The 22,927-nt window shown below is 50.7% G+C and carries 28 protein-coding genes; 24 read left to right on the top strand and 4 right to left on the bottom strand.

Annotated elements, in window-relative coordinates:
- Nucleotides 1–8 precede the first annotated feature (8 nt).
- Nucleotides 9–938, bottom strand: coding sequence for a lysophospholipid acyltransferase family protein (locus H144_RS0113480; protein WP_019942600.1), 930 nt, complete (start codon nt 936–938; stop codon nt 9–11).
- 68 nt (nt 939–1,006) lie between these two features.
- The gene (locus H144_RS0113475; RefSeq protein WP_019942599.1) at nt 1,007–1,198 is read right to left on the bottom strand and encodes a cold-shock protein; all 192 of its coding nucleotides are present in this window, start codon (nt 1,196–1,198) and stop codon (nt 1,007–1,009) included.
- 140 nt (nt 1,199–1,338) lie between these two features.
- On the opposite strand from H144_RS0113475, the gene H144_RS0113470 reads away from it, so the two are divergent.
- Nucleotides 1,339–1,785: a hypothetical protein gene (locus H144_RS0113470; protein ID WP_019942598.1), complete on the top strand. Its 447-nt coding sequence runs from the start codon at nt 1,339–1,341 to the stop codon at nt 1,783–1,785.
- Between the two features lie 161 nt (nt 1,786–1,946).
- Here H144_RS0113470 and H144_RS0113465 read toward each other — a convergent pair whose 3' ends face one another.
- Nucleotides 1,947–2,396 (bottom strand): hypothetical protein, encoded by a 450-nt coding sequence (locus H144_RS0113465; protein ID WP_019942597.1) that lies wholly within the window; start codon nt 2,394–2,396, stop codon nt 1,947–1,949.
- Between the two features lie 350 nt (nt 2,397–2,746).
- Here H144_RS0113465 and H144_RS0113460 point away from each other — a divergent pair, with 350 nt between their 5' ends.
- The 23 genes from H144_RS0113460 (at nt 2,747) to H144_RS0113345 (ending at nt 21,940) form a co-directional block, all read left to right on the top strand.
- The gene (locus H144_RS0113460; protein WP_019942596.1) at nt 2,747–3,049 is read left to right on the top strand and encodes a hypothetical protein; all 303 of its coding nucleotides are present in this window, start codon (nt 2,747–2,749) and stop codon (nt 3,047–3,049) included.
- Nucleotides 3,046–3,258 carry a hypothetical protein gene (locus H144_RS0113455; protein ID WP_019942595.1) on the top strand — a complete coding sequence of 71 codons (213 nt, stop codon included), beginning with the start codon at nt 3,046–3,048 and terminating at the stop codon, nt 3,256–3,258. Before H144_RS0113460 ends, H144_RS0113455 begins: the two co-directional genes overlap by 4 nt.
- A 367-nt stretch (nt 3,259–3,625) precedes the next feature.
- Complete coding sequence (locus H144_RS0113445) at nt 3,626–3,787, top strand: hypothetical protein (RefSeq protein WP_157504665.1); 162 nt, start codon at nt 3,626–3,628, stop codon at nt 3,785–3,787.
- An 11-nt stretch (nt 3,788–3,798) separates the two neighbouring features.
- Nucleotides 3,799–4,149, top strand: a complete 351-nt coding sequence (locus H144_RS0113440; protein WP_019942592.1) for a hypothetical protein — start codon at nt 3,799–3,801, stop codon at nt 4,147–4,149.
- Nucleotides 4,150–4,329: 180 nt separating this feature from the next.
- A complete protein-coding gene (locus H144_RS0113435; protein ID WP_019942591.1) occupies nt 4,330–7,416 on the top strand; it encodes a DUF6371 domain-containing protein in 3,087 nt (1,028 codons plus the stop codon).
- A 334-nt stretch (nt 7,417–7,750) separates the two neighbouring features.
- Nucleotides 7,751–8,065 carry a hypothetical protein gene (locus tag H144_RS0113430; RefSeq protein WP_019942590.1) on the top strand — a complete coding sequence of 105 codons (315 nt, stop codon included), beginning with the start codon at nt 7,751–7,753 and terminating at the stop codon, nt 8,063–8,065.
- 5 nt (nt 8,066–8,070) lie between these two features.
- Nucleotides 8,071–8,256 carry a hypothetical protein gene (locus tag H144_RS0113425; protein WP_019942589.1) on the top strand — a complete coding sequence of 62 codons (186 nt, stop codon included), beginning with the start codon at nt 8,071–8,073 and terminating at the stop codon, nt 8,254–8,256.
- A 92-nt stretch (nt 8,257–8,348) separates the two neighbouring features.
- Nucleotides 8,349–8,786: a hypothetical protein gene (locus H144_RS0113420; RefSeq protein ID WP_019942588.1), complete on the top strand. Its 438-nt coding sequence runs from the start codon at nt 8,349–8,351 to the stop codon at nt 8,784–8,786.
- Nucleotides 8,787–8,808: 22 nt separating this feature from the next.
- Entirely contained in the window at nt 8,809–9,624 is an 816-nt protein-coding gene (locus H144_RS33265; protein ID WP_157504663.1) for an MYG1 family protein, read from the top strand.
- A 251-nt stretch (nt 9,625–9,875) separates the two neighbouring features.
- On the top strand, nt 9,876–10,166 hold the full coding sequence (locus H144_RS0113410; protein ID WP_019942586.1) for a type II toxin-antitoxin system TacA family antitoxin: 291 nt from the start codon (nt 9,876–9,878) through the stop codon (nt 10,164–10,166).
- The gene (locus H144_RS0113405; RefSeq protein ID WP_019942585.1) at nt 10,150–10,698 is read left to right on the top strand and encodes a GNAT family N-acetyltransferase; all 549 of its coding nucleotides are present in this window, start codon (nt 10,150–10,152) and stop codon (nt 10,696–10,698) included. The genes H144_RS0113410 and H144_RS0113405 overlap by 17 nt, the downstream gene beginning before the upstream one ends.
- A gap of 152 nt (nt 10,699–10,850) precedes the next feature.
- On the top strand, nt 10,851–11,147 hold the full coding sequence (locus H144_RS0113400; protein WP_019942584.1) for a hypothetical protein: 297 nt from the start codon (nt 10,851–10,853) through the stop codon (nt 11,145–11,147).
- Entirely contained in the window at nt 11,128–12,435 is a 1,308-nt protein-coding gene (locus H144_RS0113395) for a hypothetical protein (RefSeq protein WP_157504661.1), read from the top strand. Before H144_RS0113400 ends, H144_RS0113395 begins: the two co-directional genes overlap by 20 nt.
- A gap of 61 nt (nt 12,436–12,496) precedes the next feature.
- Complete coding sequence (locus H144_RS0113390) at nt 12,497–13,384, top strand: DUF6712 family protein (protein WP_019942582.1); 888 nt, start codon at nt 12,497–12,499, stop codon at nt 13,382–13,384.
- Entirely contained in the window at nt 13,381–15,708 is a 2,328-nt protein-coding gene (locus H144_RS0113385; protein WP_026350673.1) for a hypothetical protein, read from the top strand. The genes H144_RS0113390 and H144_RS0113385 overlap by 4 nt, the downstream gene beginning before the upstream one ends.
- The gene (locus H144_RS0113380) at nt 15,705–16,010 is read left to right on the top strand and encodes a hypothetical protein (RefSeq protein ID WP_019942580.1); all 306 of its coding nucleotides are present in this window, start codon (nt 15,705–15,707) and stop codon (nt 16,008–16,010) included. The genes H144_RS0113385 and H144_RS0113380 overlap by 4 nt, the downstream gene beginning before the upstream one ends.
- Nucleotides 16,000–16,239 (top strand): hypothetical protein, encoded by a 240-nt coding sequence (locus tag H144_RS0113375; RefSeq protein ID WP_157504659.1) that lies wholly within the window; start codon nt 16,000–16,002, stop codon nt 16,237–16,239. The genes H144_RS0113380 and H144_RS0113375 overlap by 11 nt, the downstream gene beginning before the upstream one ends.
- Before the next feature lie 9 nt (nt 16,240–16,248).
- Entirely contained in the window at nt 16,249–16,719 is a 471-nt protein-coding gene (locus H144_RS0113370; RefSeq protein ID WP_019942578.1) for a bacteriophage holin, read from the top strand.
- Nucleotides 16,719–17,174 (top strand): DUF5675 family protein, encoded by a 456-nt coding sequence (locus tag H144_RS0113365; protein ID WP_019942577.1) that lies wholly within the window; start codon nt 16,719–16,721, stop codon nt 17,172–17,174. The genes H144_RS0113370 and H144_RS0113365 overlap by 1 nt, the downstream gene beginning before the upstream one ends.
- Nucleotides 17,171–18,040, top strand: a complete 870-nt coding sequence (locus H144_RS0113360; RefSeq protein ID WP_019942576.1) for a hypothetical protein — start codon at nt 17,171–17,173, stop codon at nt 18,038–18,040. The genes H144_RS0113365 and H144_RS0113360 overlap by 4 nt, the downstream gene beginning before the upstream one ends.
- On the top strand, nt 18,027–18,500 hold the full coding sequence (locus H144_RS0113355) for a hypothetical protein (protein ID WP_019942575.1): 474 nt from the start codon (nt 18,027–18,029) through the stop codon (nt 18,498–18,500). Before H144_RS0113360 ends, H144_RS0113355 begins: the two co-directional genes overlap by 14 nt.
- A gap of 15 nt (nt 18,501–18,515) precedes the next feature.
- Complete coding sequence (locus H144_RS0113350; protein ID WP_019942574.1) at nt 18,516–20,549, top strand: DUF5977 domain-containing protein; 2,034 nt, start codon at nt 18,516–18,518, stop codon at nt 20,547–20,549.
- Complete coding sequence (locus H144_RS0113345) at nt 20,546–21,940, top strand: hypothetical protein (protein WP_019942573.1); 1,395 nt, start codon at nt 20,546–20,548, stop codon at nt 21,938–21,940. The genes H144_RS0113350 and H144_RS0113345 overlap by 4 nt, the downstream gene beginning before the upstream one ends.
- 4 nt (nt 21,941–21,944) lie before the next feature.
- Here H144_RS0113345 and H144_RS0113340 read toward each other — a convergent pair whose 3' ends face one another.
- The gene (locus H144_RS0113340) at nt 21,945–22,766 is read right to left on the bottom strand and encodes a hypothetical protein (RefSeq protein ID WP_019942572.1); all 822 of its coding nucleotides are present in this window, start codon (nt 22,764–22,766) and stop codon (nt 21,945–21,947) included.
- Between the last annotated feature and the right edge of the window lie 161 nt (nt 22,767–22,927).

Here is a 22,927-nt window from a genome sequence, read left to right as displayed (position 1 = left end):
GATAAGTATTAAGATGAATGGATGGCGGCGGCGGCCGGAATTTTCCAACGGTTATGTGACCATAGCCAGTAAGACGGCGCACGGCTGATGCTCTTTTCCAGAAAACGATAGTAGGATTTTGTAATACTCAGCGGCGTTGATCGGTCAGGGTGCTCCATCAGCCGGAATGTGAATTCGTAGCTGAAACGCGACCTTTTACTGGATTCGACGTACACGACCGCCGCCTGTGATGAAGCGGCCATCCGTTCCCCTCCCGTTTGGACAGCAGTATCCTGGTCGAGAAACGAAATATGAAATTTGTCGCTGCCAGGCGCTGGCCGCTGATCTGCAATGACCACCAGCAGGTTAGGAATAGCCGTTTGCCGCAATAGCGACAATGCCTGCCGGTAGAATCCCTTTTTAGGAATGAGTTTGACACCGAGAAATGAGCGTAATCTGATCATCATCCTGTTGAGCATACCATTTTTGATTGGCGAGTAAGCCGTATAAACCGGGTATTCCGTCACCTGTGGAAGATTAATCAGGTATTCCCAGTTCCCGTAATGCGACGCGAAGACGATCACCGGTCGTTGGTCCGCATGGAGCAATTCCAGGACTTCCGGATTGACGTACTTAGCCAGACGCTTTCTGAGCCTTTCCGGTGCCAGGTAGAACAAAAAAGGTTCAAGCAAAAGATCGCTCATATGGCGGTAATATGCGCTCATCAGCTTTCGGATCTCCCCGGCGGATTTGGTGGGGAAAGAACTTCTCAGATTTTTACGGATCACCGTTTTCCGGTATTGCAGCACAAACCGAAGCAGCAAGGAAAGTAAAATTGAAAGGAGTGCTGTCAGGCAAAGCAGGGCTTTACTCAGGAACCTGGATGGCAGATCGGTTAATTGCGTCGCCAGGAGCCGCCATAACGATCTCGGGTGTTGCTGCTGGATGGTGGATTTCATAGATATGGTCTAAAACAAAAAAAATCCTCCACACCGGGAGGATTCCATTACCTTGTATGTATTGCCGATCAGATAATGGTTACATTAACTGCGTTCAGGCCTTTTCTACCTTCTTCTACTTCGTAAGACACACTGTCGTTTTCACGGATATCATCATTGAGACCAGTAGTGTGCACAAAAATATCATCTCCGCCATTTTCCGGAGCAATGAAACCAAACCCTTTGGTATCATTAAAAAACTTAACTGTTCCTCTATTCATAACTTTATTTTAAAATATTTATCAAATGTAAAATAAAATTTTGAAAATAAAAATCTGTTTAGACATTTTTAGAATAATATTTTATTCTACCCAAAATTGTCTACCTTCAAGAAACGCTTTGTTAACCCCTGATCTTTGTGATGCAAGGCCTGCTCGATATCCATTTAAATCCTGACTTTTGGGGTGTGCGCGAGCACTGCCTGGAAAAGTTGCGGCCTACCCAGATGGAGCGGCTCGACAGCTTAATCCGGAAGTATCCAACTTTGGTATCCGGCGCTTTTTTTCTCCGGTCTACCTCACGGAATGGCAACACTTTTAGTTATCCGGACGACGAAGCCGGCGATAAAGAAGTGATCGCATGGTCGCGGATATCCGGCGATCATGAAATACTGTGTGCCGTGAATCTGGCAGAGGAGAAATATGCTTGTGTGTATGTTACTGTGGATGAGGCCATGCATCCCATAGACAGCTCGATGAAGTGCCTGTTTGCCTCCGACCTGAGCCCGGCAGAATTAAATATTGAAGTAAGAAACGGAAAGGCGATCCGGCTAACTATCCCTCCGCAAGCGCTGGTGATCTATTGCTGACCTTAAGAAAAAAGCCACCTACATTATACATGTAAGTGGCTGGTTATGTTGTGGAGAATATCGGACTATTTACCGGGAACCTCTTGCCACCATAATTAACTGATAATTAACTCTTTCTGATCTGAAACGCGCGGGGCGTCTCCTTCTGCCACCGAAAGTGCCTACGCTACTTGAAGGAAGGTAAACTCTTTCGATCGGTCGGCGGCAGGATTATACTTTCCCAAGAGTACGTCGACCGTCCGCTGCATCCCTTCGAGCTGTCTATCCTTCATCGCCAACTGCGCATTAAATTGCTCCTGCTGAACCCGCAGCTGCTCATTTAGCTGCTTAAAATGTTCTTCGAGACGTGCCAGATAAGTTGCCAAATATGCAGAATCTCCGGGCACAGATCCTTTGTCGGAATCCCCCTTCCACCTTTTAACAATTTCCTCCGAAGAGACACCGAGCGCCTTCGCCCAGTTGGCGATTTCCTCGTTATCCATTTCTGTACGTTTAAAGTTATTATACACCGCTGGTTTTGACTTACCAAGCGTCGCCATAAGGTGAGATGGCGTGATAGCCTTTTCATCGAATATTTGGCGAAGCACTACTCCTATTGGTAATTTACTCATGATAGTGATGTTTATGATAATAATTGAATAAGCCTTTATGCGTTAAGTGCAAAGGTTGGCTAAAAATGCATAAAAGTCAAGCCAGTTACCCCTATTTGCCAGCCATTTACCACATTATCGACCGTCTCGACCCCTGTTTCGCTGCACTAAATTCAATAGTTAACTTTCACAGTTAACTTTTTTTGTGTCAAAATGTGCCATTTTGTGGCAATTAGCCACATTATGAAAAAAACTCACCCCACTTTTTACCGCAGCTATTGATTTAGTTAATTTCAATACTTTACCTTTGTGGTATCAAAGTTTACGCAAATCGCACAAAAGTATTTTTTGAAATAATCCACCAGGTACGAATGAGCAGCTTAATGGTTAACCCTACTGACAATCAGTCAAAGTTCACCCCACTAGGGGAAATTTTCTTCGAAGCCGACGCATGGAAGCGGGCAAAAATTAATAGTGAAGTTCTCGCCGAGCTAGGCTTAAAGCGATCCTCGGTTCGCGCCTATATGGTCAGCACACCGGCTTACCGCATGAGGGAGGACATGAAAGAAATTATACTCCGCACCCTTCCAGAAGCTGCCAAATGCTTCACAGATCCCCGCATTAAAAAAGCTGCCGTAAAACAGTCTTCACTTTTAAATCACGTATCAGCATGAACTCCAAAGCCTTCGGCCTCGCCGCCTTCGCTCTCATTTCCACTGGTGGCGCTCTCGCTACCCTCACTATCGTAACCGTTGCCGGAGCGATCGCCGAGTTTGTGGCCTCAAACTCTACCTTTTTTACAGGCGCTCTATGTGGCGGCATTTTCTCACTCGTCGCCTTTTCGGTGCGCAAAAGCAATAAACAGAAGCATGGAAAGAATTGAAGCATTGCACCACCTGATTAAGCTCGTCGTAGCAGTCTTTTTGCTATTCGCTACAGGCGGCATTATAAAGGATCTCCGAAACCCGATAAACATGGATGAATATGAAAAGAAGCACCGGCTCCCGCGTCGTCCCTGACCACGAGCAAATTCCCTACGAGCACGACCAGATCGTCTGCCCAAAATGCCTATTAAATCAAATCGCAAAAATTAAGTATTCCGGATTGAACCCGGTGAAGTTCCACCGGTGCATTAACTGCACCCACATGATCACCGCAAAAGACTGGAATTCGATACTATGACTATTCAAGAAATCGTCGGAATGTGGGCTAAAAATGCTCTGCCGGCAGACCTCGAAACCCTTCGATACATGGAAGCCGAAATTTTGGCCGCAGGCATGAAAGTCCTGAAAGCGATCGCCGCGTCGACGGATCTGCCGATCGCCGAAAAGCTGATCGAAGAACACAACCTACTGGCCGACATCCACGCTTGTCTGGAAATAGCAATTAACAACCTCCTACCACTCGCATAACCTTATATAAGATGGAATTGAGCCGCACTACCATGATCCCCCTCACGATCCGGGAAATTCAACTAGCACACTATATGATAAAATCACACGAAATGCACACCACAGGCAAAAAGCCGCCCGGTCATGCTTCACTGGCCAGCAAAATTGTAGGTGCTCACTTAGGGCACCGATTGGGCGGCGTATCCCGCGTTATTGTTCATTACACCGACGCAGAAAAGCAGCTGCTCCGGCAGTACAACCAAGAATACTGCGAGCTGCTGGCAAAAGCACTGCCTATGGCAGACGAGAGCGATCAGGCCGAAATAGTCACACGCTACGCCATTGCTACCAACATTCAAATGCTATTCTCACCACGACGATAGCACCCGCCCGGTAGGCGCTCATTTCCAAGAGTGAAAGGAGGGTTTAAATCAGCTGCTCGTGCCGGAGCTTTCCGGCATTGAGCGCCTACCGGCATTTTTTCAATCAGCCACATTTACGGCTGTCCGTTCCCCCGATCTATTAACCCGCGCGGCCATTATCGGCCACAATTTGACATTACCATGCAATCAAACGAGTATCCTTTCCGGCTCGAAAAACACCCAAAGAAAAAAGAAGCCTGCCCTTCCTGCGGACATCCGAAGGTATTCCGGTATTACGAAGACCTGAACGGAAACAGACTGGATGATTTCGGGATCTGCGACCGGCAAAATAATTGCGGTTTCCACGCCCCACCGAGGGGGATTAAAAGCGAAGGAGGCAAAGAAGCCCCGCCACAGCCAGAGATCGAGCAGGTTTTCCCCGAAGGCAAGCAGCTCGACCGGATCGTTTCTGCCATTAAAAGAATGCACTCCAATCTGCACACCTTCGCGCAGGACATTCTCGGAATACCGAACAGCCATTTTAAAAAATGGGGCGTCGGCACTGAATTCAAGCTAACGGTTTACGCATTTCGGAACCGCGAATCCCGTATTGTCAATGCAAAATATATGCAGTACCGGACGGACGGAAAGCGGGAGAAAGCGCACGAAAGTTTCAGCCTCAAACAGGACGAAAACCAGCCGTTCAAGCGGTTTATGATTTGCCTTTTCGGCGAGCACCTGCTAGATCCGGACAAGCGCCGGACGGTGATCGTTGTCGAGTCCGAGAAATCGGCCGTTATCGCCTCGTATTTCTATCCGCAGTTTGACTGGCTAGCCTGCGGTGCAAACACCGGGCTTTCCGACGCAAAGATCCCCGCAGTTTTCGGTCGCCACATAATCTGGCTTTGTGACGCGGACAAAGCAGGCAGACCCGGCAAAAGTAACAGTAGCATACGCAAGCTGGCTGCATACAATGTGAGCCACCAAATTATCGACCTTTTCCCCGATCGCGAAGACGGCTACGATATTGCCGACCACATTATTGACCAGCGCGGGCAAAAGCTGATCGACCTGGACGATGCCACGCTAGTCGGCCCGAAATTGCCTTCGACCACTACGAAGCAGCCCGGCGCTGTCGCTGATCAGAGCGCGGCCACCGTCGACGGAAGCGGCACGGGCACAGAGCAGCAGCCGATCGAGCTGGCCACGACGCCCACAGATTCGGGTGAAGCTGCTCCCGAAGCCGGACAGGACGCCGGTATTAATGTAACCTACAGTCACATCAAAATAAATGCTGAAGAAGTCGACGAAGAAGACGAGAGTTTTTTCGAAGACGACGAGTCGCCACAGGTAGGACTTCCGAAGCAGGTCTGGCACACGCCGGAGATTCGCAAGATGTTCCGCAAATACGGTTTTGTCGAATGGGCTGGCCGCTACTGGTTTTCGACCTACGACGGCAAAACGTTCAAATTTTCCGCAGGTAGCAATTTCACGATACGACCGCTATTCCTAATCATTTCTAAATCCAACCCGAAACGGATCTACGAGGTAAGCAACTGCTACAAAAAGTCGAAAGTGGTCGATCTGGAACCGGGCGAATTCGTTCAGCTCGACGGCTTCCGGAAAAACGTCGAGTCGCAGGGCAATTTCATTTTTATGGGTAATCAACTACAATTTATGAAGGTAAAATCTAAACTATTCGACGAGTCGAAAGAGGCCGAAGAAGTTAAAACCCTGGGCTACCATCCAGACGGCTTTTATGCGTATGCCAACGGCATTCAGACCCTCCCGGCCAGCTCTGCTGCCGAAGCCGCCCGGCCAAAGTTTACACCGCTCGACAAAGACGGCTATGGCATCGTAGAACATGGCGAAAAACGGTATTTCCTGCCACCGCTTTCGAAGATTTATAAGAACGACGAAGACGAATACCAGAACGCCAAAAAGTTTATTTTCAACCAGGGCACCGTCACTTTCGGGGAGTACGCCCGCGACTTCTGCGGTGTGCACGGTGATAATGGCCGTGTTGGTCTATTATACTATGTATCCTGCATTTTCAGGGACATTATATTCGACCGGTTCCGCTGTTTCCCGCACCTGTTCCTTTTCGGACCGCCACAGACCGGTAAATCTACGATGGCATGGTCGATAAGTTATTTGTTTGGGCGCGCCCGGCCACCGTTCGCTTTGAACACAGGAACGTCGGTCGGCTTTTATAAGCACTTCGCCGAATTCCGGAACGCGGTCGTATGGTTCGACGAGTATCTGAATAGCATCGATTGGGGGCGCGTTCAATCCCTTAAAACAGCCTACGACGGCAACGGGCACACAAAATCAGATATGACCCGGGACAACCGTAACAAATCGATCCCGGTGTCGTCTGGCTGCATCGTCTCCGGGCAGGAGCTGCCGACCGCAGACATAGCGCTATTTACCCGGTGCATCCTTTTACAATACGATCGGACGGACTTTAACCATGAAGAGCGCCAAATGCTCGACCGTTTCCACCTGCGCGGAAAAAACCTCGAATTCGGCCACATCACCGCCGAAGTCTCGGTGCATCGCGAGCTGATCGAAAACAAGTTTTTCGAGGTATATAACGAACAGTTCGAGCACCTGAAAAGCAGCTTTTCGAAACATGGTATCGACGACCGTCTGGTAAAAAATATGTCGGTGCTGCTCTCAACTTTCGAGGTACTAAAAGACGTGCTGCAATTCCCATTTACACAGGCCGAAATCCGGGCGACTGCGGGGCTAATGCTCAAAAGACAGAATTCACTTATTGCCGGTAGCAAGGAAACAAGCACCTTCTGGAATCTGGTAGAATATATGTACCGCCAGCGCATGATCAAGGAAAACGAAGACTTTGTGATCAAGTCGGTCCCGACCCTTACGGTCTACGAAAACGGTGAAAGCACTGAAAAGACGCTCGACGACGGCAAGCCCCGGAAAGTCCTATTTCTTCGCCTCGGAAAAATTCAGCCGCTTTACCTCGAACTACACCGTAAGCAGTACGGCAAAAACGGCCTCGATACCGGCTCTTTAAAGCACTACCTGATCCATTCAAAAGGGTTTCATGGCAGCATTCGAAACGTCAAGTTCGGCGGCTCTCCTACGTCGGCCTTCGCTTTCGACTACGAATTCATGACCGATTCGATGGACAGTTTCAGCCTCGAAGGATTGAACGAGGAAATGGATTCAGACACCAGCGCCGTAGGCGGCGTAGGCAAATCCGCTGATAATCAATCAAAAACCAAAGGCGGCGCGAATCGGAAGGCAGACCCGTTTTAGCAACCATGATTTTGCTTGCCTACCATGCCTACGGTGCCTACGCTCTCTCTCTATTTCTATTAAATAATTGATTATTAAATAAATATATAATGGCAAAGGGAAAGAAAAGCGTAGGAAAGGGTAGGCAAAGCGTAGGCAACCGTAGGCAAATGGCTCTGAAATGCCTACAAAAGTGCAAATGCCTACGAAAAACGGGCATTTGCCTACGCTAAAACGCATTTGCCTACGGTCTTAAGATTGATAACTCACTAAAAAACAGGCACTAACCGAAAGCGTAGGCACCGTAGGCATGGTAGGCACGTAAAATAGGTACCCCTGGGCAAACTTGGTAAATATGATTCTCGACTGGATTAAAAGAACCGCGCTTCAACCGTCACCAGATCTTAACTATCCGATTTACCTGCGGACGGGAAGCGAGCACTACTTCGTGAAGATAAAATCGCCCACAGAATACACTTGGCTGGTTCGCATCGACTCGGAAAACTTCAATGCATGGGCGTCGGGATCTGCCGAAAGCCACCCCGACGAGTACTTCGACATCGAGCACCTGATCAAACTCTGCATAGTAATCAAAGAAAAGGATTACATGACTCGACTGGCCGCAATGATCGACTACTACGCAGGAATGAAAAATCGCTTAAAACTTTAATGAAAATGGAACAAATCAAAGCAGGGCACGTCTGGGAAGCCCGAAACAAAACAGTCCACAAAATCGACGAAGTAATGCAGAGAAACGGCTCGACGCCGGTGCGATCGGAAGGTCAATACTGGCAGCTCAATGGGCGATATTGGAGCGACGCATACGAGCACCAGAAAGACCTGATTCGACGAATCTCTTAACCTAAAATTCTTTTGACTTTTATCTGGCAAATTGATATTATTGTTATCTTAAATACACTTCATTTTAGATACTATTAGTATCAATATTCTATATGAAACTCAATTATACAGTGCTGGCGCATACGCTGCACAGCCGCCTACAACTGATCCGGAATAAGTTAGATTTTGAGCCGGGCATGGAGCCGTCGCAAATGGTCATCCGTAATTTGAAATTTTTCGAAAAAGCAGGCGAATCGGTTCAGAAGTACCATAATTTCCGCAGTAACCGCTCTGACTTTATCGACGCAGCCGAGCTGTTTCTGTCGACGGTCGACCCCGCTAATCCCGGCAGCGAAACTGGGCAGTATATGGTCGAAGCCTTTCACACCGGGGACAATAACTGGTATCCAATTTCCGAGGAAACGCTTTCTAACGGGATGTCGGGGGAAATTAAACCACTCACGCTGGAAGCCGCGAAAAAGCTGCACGCATGGCTGGTAAAAAATGGCGGTCAGGCTTACGCACGGATCAGTAACTATAAAAAGCTTTAACAGGCCAAAAACCATGTTCAAAATGAATTTTCATACCGTAGTTACCCACGATACAACCTTTCACGCTGACGACGTTTTTGCCGTCGCCATGCTCACACAATTTCACGCCGGGTTTAACCTGATCCGGACGCGGGACGAGAATATTTTAAATTATGCACTTCTCGACCCGCAGATCGTTGTGCTCGACGTGGGCGGTCAATATGAACCGGAAAAGCTGAATTTCGACCATCACCAAGATACTGCGCTGCCGTCAGCTGCGAGCCTCATTTATCAACACTTTAATGACCGGATCTGTCCGAAGCCAGCGCAGCCCTATTTCGAGGAATTTGTTTCGGTGATCGATCTGCTCGACACCAACCGGGGAAATATTTACGGCCAGCTCGACGCCCTTCCCGCAGGATTCCGGACAGTGGATAACTTAATAAAGGGCTTTAACCGGGACGTAACAGACCCCACGCAGCAGGACAAACAGTTTCGCCTTGCCGTCGATTTCGCCGTCGATATTGTCAAGAATGAAAAGCATTTTGCACTGCTCCGGAACCGGCTCGAAACCGATTACCGGAGACGTGAGATCCTGCCGAATAATGTGGCGCTACTCACCGAGTACCACCCGGACTGGAAAACGAAGAAAGACCACGTTTTCGCCGTCATGCCGCACGCTAACGGCTGGCAGATACAAAGCCGCGATACAACGATCGACAAGGTGCCAGAAACGATTTCCAAGTGCAACGGCTTTATATTCCGGCATGGCTCCGGATTTATGGCAGTAGTAAAAGATCGGCAGGTCGCAGTCGAATTTGCAAGCTCACTAACCCGACACCAACCTTTTCTCGAATAATCTCCGAAAACTTTTTTTTGTACGGAAAAATTACGTACATTTGTTGAGCTAATTCGACCATCGGAGGTCTCCACAAAATCGAGAAACCGACTAGACGATAAGACGACAGATACGTATAACAGATTCACAGAACGAAAATTACAAAGAACAAAATCAGAAAAGATCGAAAATTAGATATAGAAAACGAAAGTAAAAGACAATCAAATTATAGAAGTAAGATTTACTTACTAACCCAATCCAATCAATAAAAAATGGCTACATTAATCAACGACCGCATCGATGTTCGAATTAGCAAAGAACAAAAGGAGCTGATTAAGTATGCTTCCTCGCTCCGAGGATTCAAGAGCCTGTCCGAGTTTATTGTTTATTGCGCGAATGTAGAAGCTAGTAAAATTATCATGGATAATGAGCAGATTCTGAAAACGATCGAAGACAAGAAGATTTTCCTGAACGCGTTATTGAACCCTCCGGTACCAGGGGAAGGCCTTAAGAAAGCCCACATCGCGTACCTAAAACACAATTTTGATGAAACTGAAAATTAGTTTATTAACCAGTTCATGTAAGAGAGAGAACTTTGATTGCGGGAAAGACCCATTAAACAATTACATCAAGAAGCAGGCTAGCCAAGATGTAAGGCGCTTATTATCGGCCTGCTACGTATTAACGAACGCAGAAGACGAAGTCAAAGGCTACTATACTTTGTCTTCCGCATCTATTCCGAGGGATGGGATGCCAGAAAATCTTCTGTCAAAACTTCCGAAGGCATATACCGAATTTCCGGCAACCCTACTAGGCAGGCTCGGCATTGACAATACGTTACAAGGTAACGGGCGAGGATCGGCACTTTTGTTTCACGCATTGAAAAAAGCGCTGGCTAATGCCGATTCTGTAGGCTCTCTCGCGGTCGTTGTCGATCCGCTCGATGAAGAAGCCCGAGAGTTTTACCGTCGAAAGGAATTCATTGACATCCCAGGTAGTGGAAGGATGTTTATGCTAATGTCGACCATTCAAAAGCAAGTCGACGACGAAGAGAATCTTATTGCACTACTTCAAGAGGGCGTCAAGCACGACTAACAACTCTACACCTTATCTACAAATTACAGAAGGCCGCCATAAGGCGGCCTTTTTGTTTAAATCCCGTCCTTCCCTGGCGCCCCGCTTCGCTGCAACTTCGCAGAAAAGAAAAGCACGTGGCAGTTAAACAAGTAATCAAACGCAAAGTAGCAATGGCATGGCTCCGCGCCGACGACTCGCGCGGCCAGCCCTCCATTCATTCGGTAAAATACCGCAAGCTCGACCATACGATCGGCTACAAAGCCCGTGTGTCAAAAAGTTTCCGGCACCTGCCGGGCGCGTCCAAATTCAAAGGCGACCTCAAAGAGGCGCATGAATTCCTTTTCGTCAACCACGACGAGCCCAGCGATTCAAAAAAGCATTTCAGAATAAAGATCGATCTACTCATCGAGGTAGACGGTCACATCATAGACCACACTAACGGAGAATATGCTACAACTCGGATCTAATCTGTACCTGATGAATCAGGGCACTTCCAGCGCGTCCCTGCTGCAAATGACGGGTGGCCCGTCATACGGCGGGGGCGCGGGTATCGACACGAGCTTCGGCGGCTCGTATTGGCCGCAGCTCGATTTACTCGACCACGTCCGCTGGGGCTTCGGCGACAACCAGCCGAACCTCATGCGCAAACTGATCACCCGCAATACAATGGTGCGCCCGCTGCTCGAATCGCTTCGCGATATGATCTACGGCAGCGGTGTCGGCTTTTTCAAACGCTCGGTCGACGCAAAAGGCCAGCCGCAACTAGTCCCCTACACCGACGCCCTGCTCGACGAGTGGAGCGAGGCGACCGAATTGCAGGACTATTTCATTTCCGCGATAAACCAGCGCGTCGACACCGCGAACGTCTTCACCCGGTGGGAATTCGACCCGCGCGACAACTGGTTCAAACTATCGGTTTCGGATAGCTTTTCGACCCGGATCGGGGCGATGGCCGGGAGATCCGGAGAGTACCACGTAAACCCCTATTTCGGCCACTTTCCGAGCTTCATTTCGAGCGATACCGACCGGATCAAGGCATTTAATCGGCTCGATTGGGAATACAACAAAGCGCGGACGGTGACGATCAGCCACGCGAAGGAGAATATCGCCGGGCAACCGCACTATGCCTTCGCTTCGTGGTGGTGCGCACAGGACGCGATCGAGCTGGCAAACCTGATTATGGCATTCCACAAAAACGGGATTCTGAACGGCTACAATATCAAATATCTGATCAGGATGCCGCAGGACTATTTCGATAGCCAGGGCGGTCGGAGCGTCGAAGCCAAAGACACAAAGAAACGGTGGGGCGATTTCTCCGACAACCTTTCCAAATGGCTCGCCGGTACTGACAATGTCAATAAGTCAATGCTCATTAAGTACCTGCGTGGAACGGACGGGAAAATGCTCGATAACGTCGACGTGGTGCCACTCAAAAACGAAATGTCCGACGATGCTTACGACAAAGTCTGGCAGACCGCGCACCAGAGCATTGCGAACTCGGTCGGTATCCTGCCGACGCTCGCGGGGGTGAATCCGGGCAAGGGTAATGACTCCGGTTCCCAGATCCGCGTAATGGCCGATTTCCAGAGCGAATACCGAACGCCGATCCACCGCTACCTGACGCTAAAACCGATCAACCAGCACCTAAAATTCATGGGCTATAAGGATGTAGTAGCAGCCGTAAAAGGTGTGCAGCTGACCACGCTCGACGTCGACCCGAACGGCAAACAAGCAAGTTTAAACACTGGCCAATAAAATGGAAATCACACTAAACACACTAAAAAAACACATTGGCGGCGTCCAAACCAGCCTAAAAATGGACACCGTCCTGCCCTTCGTGAAAGTCGCCACGCGCGACTTTCGCAAGGCGATCGGCGCGGAATTGTTCGCAGCCCTGCCGGGGCTATCTGCCGACCTTTTGGAGAGCGCCGAAGGGTGTATCGTTTGGGCGGCTTACGACAAGGCCGTCCCGCATTTAAAGATCCGCGTCGGCGATTTAGGCATGGCGAAAAACTCGCCTGCCAATACTGTCGCTATTACAAAATGGGAGTACGTCGACACCCGCGAGGCGAACGTCGCCATGATCGATTTGTTTCAGGAATTTTTCTGGGAAACCCTTGAAGAAGAAATGCCGCAGGCATGGACAAGCTCGCAAGCGTACCGCGAACGGAACCGGCTGTTTCTCCGGAGCGCGACCGAGCTGGGACACTATGCCCCGCTGGTGGGCAGAAACAGCCGGTTCTTTGCGGATCTGATCAAGTTTGTGAACCGGGCAGAAAATGAATACATCGCCCCGCTGATCACCCGCCCGGTATTCCGTGCCCTGAAAACCCGCTGGCAGGATGCCGAAGTCGAGCTAACCGAGATCGAGCGCGAACTGATTGAAAAGATCCGTTTCGCGGCCGCATTCCTGACCCTTCACGAGGCATACCCCTACCTGCCGCTTTTGGTCGATAACGAAGGCGTCCGGCAGATCCGGAAGAAGGACGGAATCCGTGAAGAAGACATCGGCGAAAAATCCTACCGACAGGCGCAACGTCGGCAGCTCTGGCAAGACGCGCAGCTCTACCTGTCGCAGCTCACCGAATTCATGGAAGAAGTCGCCAGCCCGACCATTTTCCCCGAATACTACGAAAGTAAAATCGCCTTGTCTTCGTGCGATGAAACCGAAGACTACACACACAAACCGCATGTTCTTTTATGAAAAGGTTGTTTTTGTTGACCCTGCTCGCATTGTGGCAGGTGGGCGCGAGTGCCCAAAATTTGACCATTACCCTACCCGATACATTGGTCGGCAAAGAATGGGTTAAAAACTATGTCCGTAGCGTGCTGAAAGATCAGGGTGGCGTGAAAGATCCTGACCCGGTCGAGCCGACCACACCCGCAAAGGAGCCATGCAAAACCGGGCCAACTCTGAACGGCGTTTACAGCGTTACCGATCGTAGCCTGATCGGCCAATTTCACGGCGAGAAGGTTTTCGAGATCAACTGGTCGATTAAGGATCTGGCCGGTAACAGTCTGCGCTCCGGTTCCGTTTCGCCGAACAACGCCCAGCCGCTGATCCGTTTCGACCAGCCACTGCCCGCAGGCAATTACACCCTGATCTACGAGGGCAAAAATTGCAGCTCCCAACCCAGCCCGCTGGGCTTTACCGTGCCGAAGCAATCCGGGGACGTGGTTATCCCTCCAACCAAACCCGACCCGAAACCACCCGTCGACGGTGGTGGTAGTGCTCCGGACGTCTCCGCGCCGGGGCAGCTGCTGACGATCGCGAAGGGCATGGACGAACACATGAAACTAACCGCCCGCGATTCTGCGGGGGTTAGACTCGTAAGTGACTTATCAGCCGACGACCGGGGCGATCGGTACAATTACCGCTACCTGATCGGATCGGACATCGTCACACAGGACAAGCCGCTCAAAAATTACGTTCTGGCCGGAAACAATCCGATCGGTTTCCTAAAAATGAAGCTGCGCAAGGATCTGAACACGATAAACCAGTGGGGCACCGGGCACGAGGGCAATAACGGCTACTACCAGCTGGATGCCGGGGAGAGTTTCAGTCATAACACCAGCTACCCGTTCCACACCTTCTTTGCACGAACCGCACAAGATCCTGCGGGCTTTTTAAACCACGTGCCGCAGGGCTACGACCCGAGCGGCCAACAGGTTCAATGGGCGGACATCGCCGAAGACATGCAGCTCCCCACCGGGCACTTTTGGATTAATGGCTGGAAACCGTGGGGCGTCGACAAAGTATTCTCGAAGGGTGTAACGCACCTGCCGCACCTGTCGCTGCCGTGGAATGAAGCAGACGGTAATAAACAGGTCGTTGAACTGAAAAATGCCGGAAAAACGTACAATGACGTCCCGCGATTAGAGGCGTTTTTAGGACTACACCCAACCGGAGCCGAAGGGCTCTGGCCGGATGGCACCTCGAAGTCATGGTGGCCGAATGGCGCATTAGACCGGGAAACCTCAATACAAAAAGCGGATCAGGCCGACGTTTCCGACGCAATCTGGATCGGGGAAACATCAGAAAATGTCTCATGGCAACGCGACGACGCGGATATGTGGCGCCACTTTTACGCCCGCTTGCGCCAGCGGTACGACGAGCGTTTTAAAAGCCGGGGTATCCCTTACGAAATTTGCCATAATTACTTCTGGCTGGGTGGCGAATCGCTAGTCCATAATAAGGGCGCTGACTATTACAAAGGCATTTTCAGGCGAACGCCAGAGCAGCTGCCGCAGACCGTTTACTCGCCGGGCGGCACGCTTTCGAGCACGACGATGATCGTCGAAGCGGTCTACCTGAACGCTCCGGATCTGACCCTTCGCCAGCCTTTGGAGCTGATCTTCCGGCTCGCCTATTTCAAGCATTTGGGCTACAATGCCGGAGTATTCCTTTTCGGGCAGTATGAGACGCGCCCAAACAATAAACACGAAATCCGCTACGATGACGGCACCTATTTCAGAAACGATAAAGCGCCGATCGATCCGGGCACCCACATTGCAAACGGGTTTCTTTCGCAGGTTTACGGGAACCTGTTTTGTGAATGGGGCGGCTCGACCAAAGTCGACGGGAAAAATCTGGATTACCGTTTCCTGAACGGCGACTGGTACCCGTCCGGCTCGACCACTCCGCAGGGCGGCTTTTCTCACCTCTGGAAGCATGACGGCGAGATCTATTTCGGCTACACCGGAAGCACCGATTTAAGCTACTTCGGCCAGCGCCTATATGCACTAACGTTCGGTAAGACCGCAGGCGGGCAACGCCAATACCTGCGCTTCCGCGTCGATGGCGGCAGCTGGATCACGCCCGACCAAACCGCGATAAACGAGGTAATCGACGCCTACTACGAAAAACGGGGCTTTGTACTCTCCGAAACGAAAAACGGGGCTACCGCGTGGTTTTACATGAACCGGTACGCGGACAATAAACCGCACACTTTGGAGGTCGAGCTGCCAAACGGTCAAATCGTCAAAAACACCGTGGCGGGCGGTGGTATCCACGCGAAGGTTCAATGAAGTTGACCCGGTCACCATTTTTCAAAGTCGCGCTGGCCGTTTTGGTCGGCGCGGCCATCGCCTGGGCATTTTGGCCGGGCACCAAATCCACCACGACCGTCGAAGCCGTCGACAGCCTCGCTTTTTACCGCCAAAAAGAGCAGGAGCACCGGCAGGCGGGCGCAATAATCCGCGCCGAAAATGAAGAACTCTGGAAGGCTTACCGCGATACTGCTGCTATGCGTGCTCCGGGCTGGGATAGCCTGCGCACAAGATACCGCGACAGCGTTCAGTCGCAAATACGAAGAAAGTTTGCTCGATAGCCTGATCCGCTACGAGATGCTAAAACCCATCGCCTACAACTTGCAAAAAGAAAATGTGCAGATCCAACAAGAGAAATACGCCGTGCAGATGCAGCTGCAAATTATGTCCTTTCGATGTGAGCAGCAAAGTGAAAGTTTTGCCCAACAAATCAAGGCCGAAAGGCGACGAACCCGGAAACGGATTATCGTCGCTGCCGGTATCGCCCTGTTAACTGGATTAGCACTTTAACCAGATCACATGAAACACACACTAACCGCGTTTATCGCAACATTCTCTGACAAGACGTTTTTGTCGGTTTCCGCAGCCCTCGCCGTTCTGAAATCAGTCGCCGACACCTACTTTTTCGACGATTGGGCTTTTGTAATGTTCCTGCTTGTCATTATCGGCGTGGACACGGTGACGGGCACCTACCGGGCATGGAAACAAAAGAACCTCGAATCGCGTGCCTATGCCCGGCTTTTCGAAAAACTGCTGACCTACGGCTCGCTTTTGGTCATGGCACACGTGCTAATGAATTTTCCCATTTCCGGGAAAGTGACCGGGCTTTTTGATTGGGTTGATAACGTGCTCTACTGCGCGATGATCGTCCGGGAATCGATCAGCATTTTAGAAAATTACGCCGAGATCGACCCGAAGGGGGTTTCTACCAAGATTCTCGCCCGCCTGAAAAAGTTCGACGAATCCGGAGAATTTAAAGATCTGATTTGATGGAGATCCTACTGAAACGTCAACAACAGGGGAAGGATAGTACCCTGGGGATTTTATCGGTCGACGGGATTTTTAATTGCTTCGTGCTCGAAGACACTGATCGCGGTTTAGGCTCAAAAATGCCGCTCTCAACGATCAGAGGGCTAAAAGTTATGGGCAAAACCGCCATTCCGACAGGCCGCTACCGGGTCGAGATCACCTACTCGCCACGGTTCAAAAAGAAACTACCGATCCTGATCGGCGTGCCGGGCTTTTCTGGAATCCGGATTCATGCCGGGAATTGGGCAAAGGATACAGACGGCTGTCTGCTGCCGGGCAGAAGTTGGAAAAAGCAGGTCGGCGACTACATGGTCACAGAAAGCCGAAATGCATCACTCGACCTTCAAACCGACATCGCAGCCGCCATTCTGCTCGGTGAAGAAGTCTGGATAACCGTACAAGCTGATTACAAATGACCGAAATTTTTTTAAACGACAAGTGCTATAAGCTGCCCGAGAATTGGACGGAAGTAAACCCGGCACAGCTGCCGGAGCTGCTGACCCTGCTTTACGTGTACCCCGAAAGCGGCGGCACCTATCTGGAAATACTCCGGACAATTCTCGGTTATCCGCCCGGCCTGTGGAAAAAGCTAATGTGCCACTACTTCGCCGGGCACCGCACCGAAGAGCAGCACGAAGAAAACGCGCAGGCATTGCAGGGCGTGCTCGGTCAGATAAGCTGGATGTGGCAAGGCGAGCTGACCGTCTGCCCGCTTCCCGAAGGCTTCGACGTCGATGGCACCCGTTGGGTACTTTTCGAGGAAGGCTTCCGTAGCATGAGTTTCGGCGAGCTAACCAATGCGCACATAAACGCGCAGGCTTTCATTAAGCAGCTCGTCGAAGGCGACGAGCGCCTGAATATGCTCGTGGCTACCGTTTGCAGGCCGCGCCGGTCGGGGAACTACATGGATGATCCGGACTGGAACGGCGACCACCGCGAGCAGTATAACGAGCACATTGCGCGGCACCGGGCGGATCTGATCAAAGACGGCTACATCAAAGAAAAAATCCTCGTGCTAATGTACTTTTTGGGCACGCTGAAAGAGTTTTTCAGCTTTTACGATCTGTTCGATTCGGATGCAACAGGGCCAGCCCCGACCGAAGACTATCCCGGTCAATCAATGGTTAAAAACCAGCACCTACTTTCTGAAAAGCACATTTTCGGCGGTATGAACGCAACCAAATCCGCAAATATTCACGACGTATTCCAATTTCTGGAAGAGCACAAAAAGGACATCAAAGAGCAAAACCAGCGTAACCAAGCAGCCAATGACGCCAACTGACGATATTTTCTGGAAATACCTTTCCCCGATTCTCGACGAGCAAAAAGCCGACTCCGGGATCGTCTACTCAAAGATGTCCGACGCGAACGGAATGGATCGTATAATCGGCGACAGCCGGAGCGAAGACGTATATCCGGGCATTTTCGTCATGCGCCCCAAATACCGGGGGAACATTATCGACAACGCGCTTTTAAACGCGCTTTTCGAGCTGACCCTTTTCGTGTTTTTCAAAGGCGATACCGACGAGCACAATTCCGAAGACCAAGCCTATCGCAACGCCGAAACCGTCGCCTGCAAGATCGTTAACCGCTTGCAGCACGACCGCTTCGCAGGAAAAAACTATCTGGATTTCGATTCGGTCACTTTGGAGCCTGTCCAATATCAAACCGGGGTCGACGCTACCTGTGGCTACGAGCTAAAAGCCCGGCTTGGAATCCCGGCAAATCATATTTTTTGTTAAAACCCGCTTTAAACCATGATCGACGCAGCTGCTTCCGACCTCTCGTTCCTGCCGCTGAAATTCAGCCGGAACAAACTTTCCCACACCATAGAAGCAGCCGACCCGGCACTCACCAGCCGGGTCGGTCTAAAATACTTCCTGACCCTGTTTGTCCCTGAATATCCGTTCAGCAACCTTTTTGAAGCACTACACACGTCCGAAGGGCGCGAGGTACCCGTCAGTACCGAAGGCGGGGTGCAAGTCTTTTCAGGGGCAGAATTTCGCTATAATTCGGGGCGAAACGGAAAGCTCGACGGCCTGCTTTCCTACATCAAACCGCGCTGGAAGCAAAACTCGCTTAGTTTGTCACTCTCGCAGACGACCGCCTACTACCTGCGCGAAGCTATTCAGGGCGGCACCCCACCCGTGGCAGTGGCCGCAGATCTTGCCAAAGCCTACGCGATCAAAGCCGGGCTATCAAACGAGGATTTCCATGCCTACGGCGACACGTTTTTTAAAACTTGGCAGGCAAGCAAAAGGCAGTTTCTGACGTGGCAACCGGATCAGAAAACCGTTTCCCCGACGCAAGAGGAATATTTAAGTTTTCTGCTGAATTTCTCACCGGCTCCGACCGAGCTGCGCCTGCGCGTGCATTTCCGGTACGCGGACGGATCGGCGTCGGCGGCATATACGGCGATGACACTGTCAAACCCGATGCTTTATTCGATCGTTACCTGCCCGGTCGGCGCGGCAGTGCTCAACGTTCCAAGTAACGCCACCGGCTACGAGGTCTGGCTAAGTGACCACAATGGCCGCAGGTTTACCGAAACCCGCACCTATCACATTGACCGCAGCCTGCAAGTCGCCGACCGCTCGGTTTTATTCGTCAACAGTTTGGGCGGCTGGGACACTTTCCGGCTCACCGGTGAAGGATCTCGCAGTTTGCGCGTGATCCAGACGACCGCCGAGATCGAGCGGAAAGCAGGTTCCGATCCGGATTTCTCGGAGCTGAAAATTATCAGCATTGAGGGCGAGCATGAGCTGCAAGCCAGCACCGGCTATTTCCGCAAGGATCAGGCCGCATACTTGAAGTACCTGGACGAGCTGCTGTTATCGGACGAAATGTATTTGATCACAGACAAAGGCCACCGCCCCGTTCAGCTGACCACTACGACAAACGTCGACCAGCAGGATAACACCGATCTGGTCGCCAGATCCTTCACGTTCCGGATCCTGGACACCGTGGAAAATCATTCGGATCTACCCGCGTCACAACCGACGCCGGCACGCGTCACAAAATGGCGTGGCCTTAATCTGGGGCAGGTTCTGGACGGCTACGGGAAGCGCACCGGCAAGCTCGCATTTTCCCGTCTCGAGAAGGTTTTCGCCGATGATAACACCCTTGTAAAACCTTACAGCGTTAAGGCGAACGTGCAAGGCGATCCGGACTATATCGCACCGATCACCGACCCGTCGATCGTCGTCGGCTCGACACCGTTCCCGAGCGCGGCAATCAACCGCGCGGGCACTTTCACCCGGTCGAATTGCGGGGCAAACTTTCTGGGTAGCACCGCCATGATCACCATCCCCGCAGGTTACTACGGCGGCGAACGCGCTGGTGATGCCGACGAGTTGGCCGAAGGTCGCTACAACAGCCTAAATACGCAGGATTTCGCCAATGTAAACGGAACATGCGTCGTAAATAACGTGCCGGTTCACTTCGCTATTCACCACAAAATCCCGATGGATACGAACCTGAAAGTAGTGGGTAGTGCCGATTGGGGGCCGGTCGTCGATATACGTGTCGACGGTAAGGAAATCATTTCTAACACGGTCGGCGCGACCCCGCCGTCGATCGGAACATCCGGAAACCTGACCGTGACGCCCGGCACATACGACATTATCGTCCAGGTCGAATATGTCAATCAGGCACCGATACGGAAATGCAAGGTCGTTCTGGCGTCCAAAAACCGGGAAGTAAAAGTCGAGCAGTCCGGATACTTCGCATTCGATGGCGTGGTAATCAACAGCTCCGACGAACCGCTCACCTTCGAAGTTGTAAACCTATGATCCGCATTAACGGGCAAGAAGTCCTGACCGATTCCAAGGTGGGGGTAAAATACGCGCTGGTAAATCCCCACCTGCTTTATGATACGATCCCCAGCTCGACGGCAGAGATCCCGACATTTCCCGCCGTTCGCCAAAACCGGGGCGTTTTCGACTATTACGAAGAGCCGCAGGCCGGTAACTACTTGCCGGAGCTGCTTTATCAGCATTTCCATAATGGCGAGCTGATCCGCGAGGGCTATTTCCTTTTAACCGAAGCCTCGCTCGATACCGGCTACAAAGGGGCATATTCCGACCGGCTAGGCTTGTTTTTTGGCGACTACCAGAGCAAGAACCTACGCGAGATCGATTTCGGCACCGTAACGCCCGTTTTGCCACTTTCACCGGTGAATTCGGTCGCCGGAGAAACTGCTTACTGCTACCCGACGATTCTCAACGATTTCTACTACGGGGCAAACGCGGCGGCAGCGTCCTACACCGGGCGCGTGAATGATTACGCGAGCGGCAGCTATAAGGTAAGCCCGAAAACCCCGATGTTTTTCGCCAGTTGGGTACTCAAACGCATTGCTGCCATTACGGGCGTGACCATCACCGGCAGCTTTTTCACACACCCGGTGTGGAGCAAGCTAATTTTGTTCAATACTAGCGAGGCGGAAACGGCCACTTTTAGCGTCGCAAACCACCTTCCCGCCCTTTCGGTGGTGGAATTCATTTTGGAGCTGCGCAAGGTTGCAAACCTGAAATTTGACTTTAATTCCGTGGCAAAAACGTTGACCATCGATTTCTGGGATGAATGCCTACGCACGCCTACAAATGCCGACTGGACAGGCTGCGCAACGATCGGCGAAACCAAGACGCCGGAGCCTAACACGCGTCTGCAAATTGCGATGCAAATGGACGGAAACGACGGTCTGACCAAAGATAAGCCCGCGCTACTGGCCGACTACATTTCCCCCGAAGTAGCAGGCAACCGGAACGGGATCGCGACCGTGGCGATCAAGTTTTCGACGCTGCTCACCGATCAGGCGACCGGCTTGCCGATGTGTCGACAGGAAGGGCTTACAAGCAAATACGGGCAGGATGCAAAGCCATTTACGCCCCGCCTGCTTTTTTGGGCGGGGATGTCGGCGGGAATGCCGGTGGCGTCGCACACTCTGAACGGAATCACCCTCACACCTGCCGGGCTGGCCGCAACGGTATGGAAGGAAACGATCGCGCTCCGGACGCGCATGTTCTACCTCGCTAAGAAATTCATTCTTAATGAGGCAGATCTGGCAAAACTAGATTTTTCGAAGAAATTCCACTGCGAAGGAGTGGATTACATTGTCGCACAGGTTAACGCGTCTGTGCCGGTGAAGGGAGTGGCCGAGTGCTTGCTGATTGGTGGCGTTTAACCTGTTACATTGAAGCATTGTTTTCATCGACAGGCGTCGGGGTATTTTTTTTTGGATCATAAAAGCCATTTCCTGATTCTTCCATATATCGATTCATGTTTTCAAAAAAAACGTCAAACATATGCTGATTCATAGCGAGATAGCGCTCCTCACTAAGGGGTATGATTTTTACCGGAGTTGGCGAATAATTCAAAAAAGGATGTGGTGGAAAATGTGTGTCTATCCAGATGTGATACTCGCCCGCCAAGATTTTGAAAAATCTCTCCGTAGGTTCAACAAATTCCGTAACGATACTTTGGTCTTTGGGTAAAACTTTCATTATCGGGCAAAAAAGGAAATAGTACGTCGGGGGAATTGGATCTCCCTGATAATCACGGCAAGACGTAAAAACATCCGCAATCGAAATAGACCGAAATTTCATTAGGTTGCTACGCAATTGTGTGATAAGTTGGTCTGGAAACTTATACTGTTCATACGGATCTTTGCTCGAAACATGAATTCGGAGTACAATCGACTCTATCAATAACTGCATCATTAACGGCTGGGCTTTATGGCAAACATATGCTCTCCCATTAATCTCAAGATGATTTCCATTTGATACCATTGTTTCAAGTAAATAAAAATCTTCCGACGCCACTGCTCGCTCAACATAGGGTTGTACATATAGGCTAAAATGCCGCTCAAGTGCTCCGAAGTAATACTCGCAGGTCGAGCAAAAGAGATAGTCTTCTTTAAATGTATCCTGCTTCGGGCTATTCTTTTTGTGCATTTTATGGGAATGTGCCTGAATTACCTTCTTTCTCACACCACGAATCCGACGAGACATAGTTTTTGGTAGAATGTGTGAATTTGTCTTGTCTGCGCGATTTTGCTCACATAGTAAACATATTTCGTTTTTAGATCTCATTTTTGCGGCTTGTCTGTGTTTGTCTAGTCAAATCTACTTTTTAAAAGGTGAGTCTACAATAACCTTTCTTCTCTGCATGC

It is taken from the genome of Dyadobacter beijingensis DSM 21582, from assembly GCF_000382205.1.
Classification (GTDB): domain Bacteria; phylum Bacteroidota; class Bacteroidia; order Cytophagales; family Spirosomataceae; genus Dyadobacter; species Dyadobacter beijingensis.
This window is presented reverse-complemented; position numbering and strand designations above follow the sequence as displayed.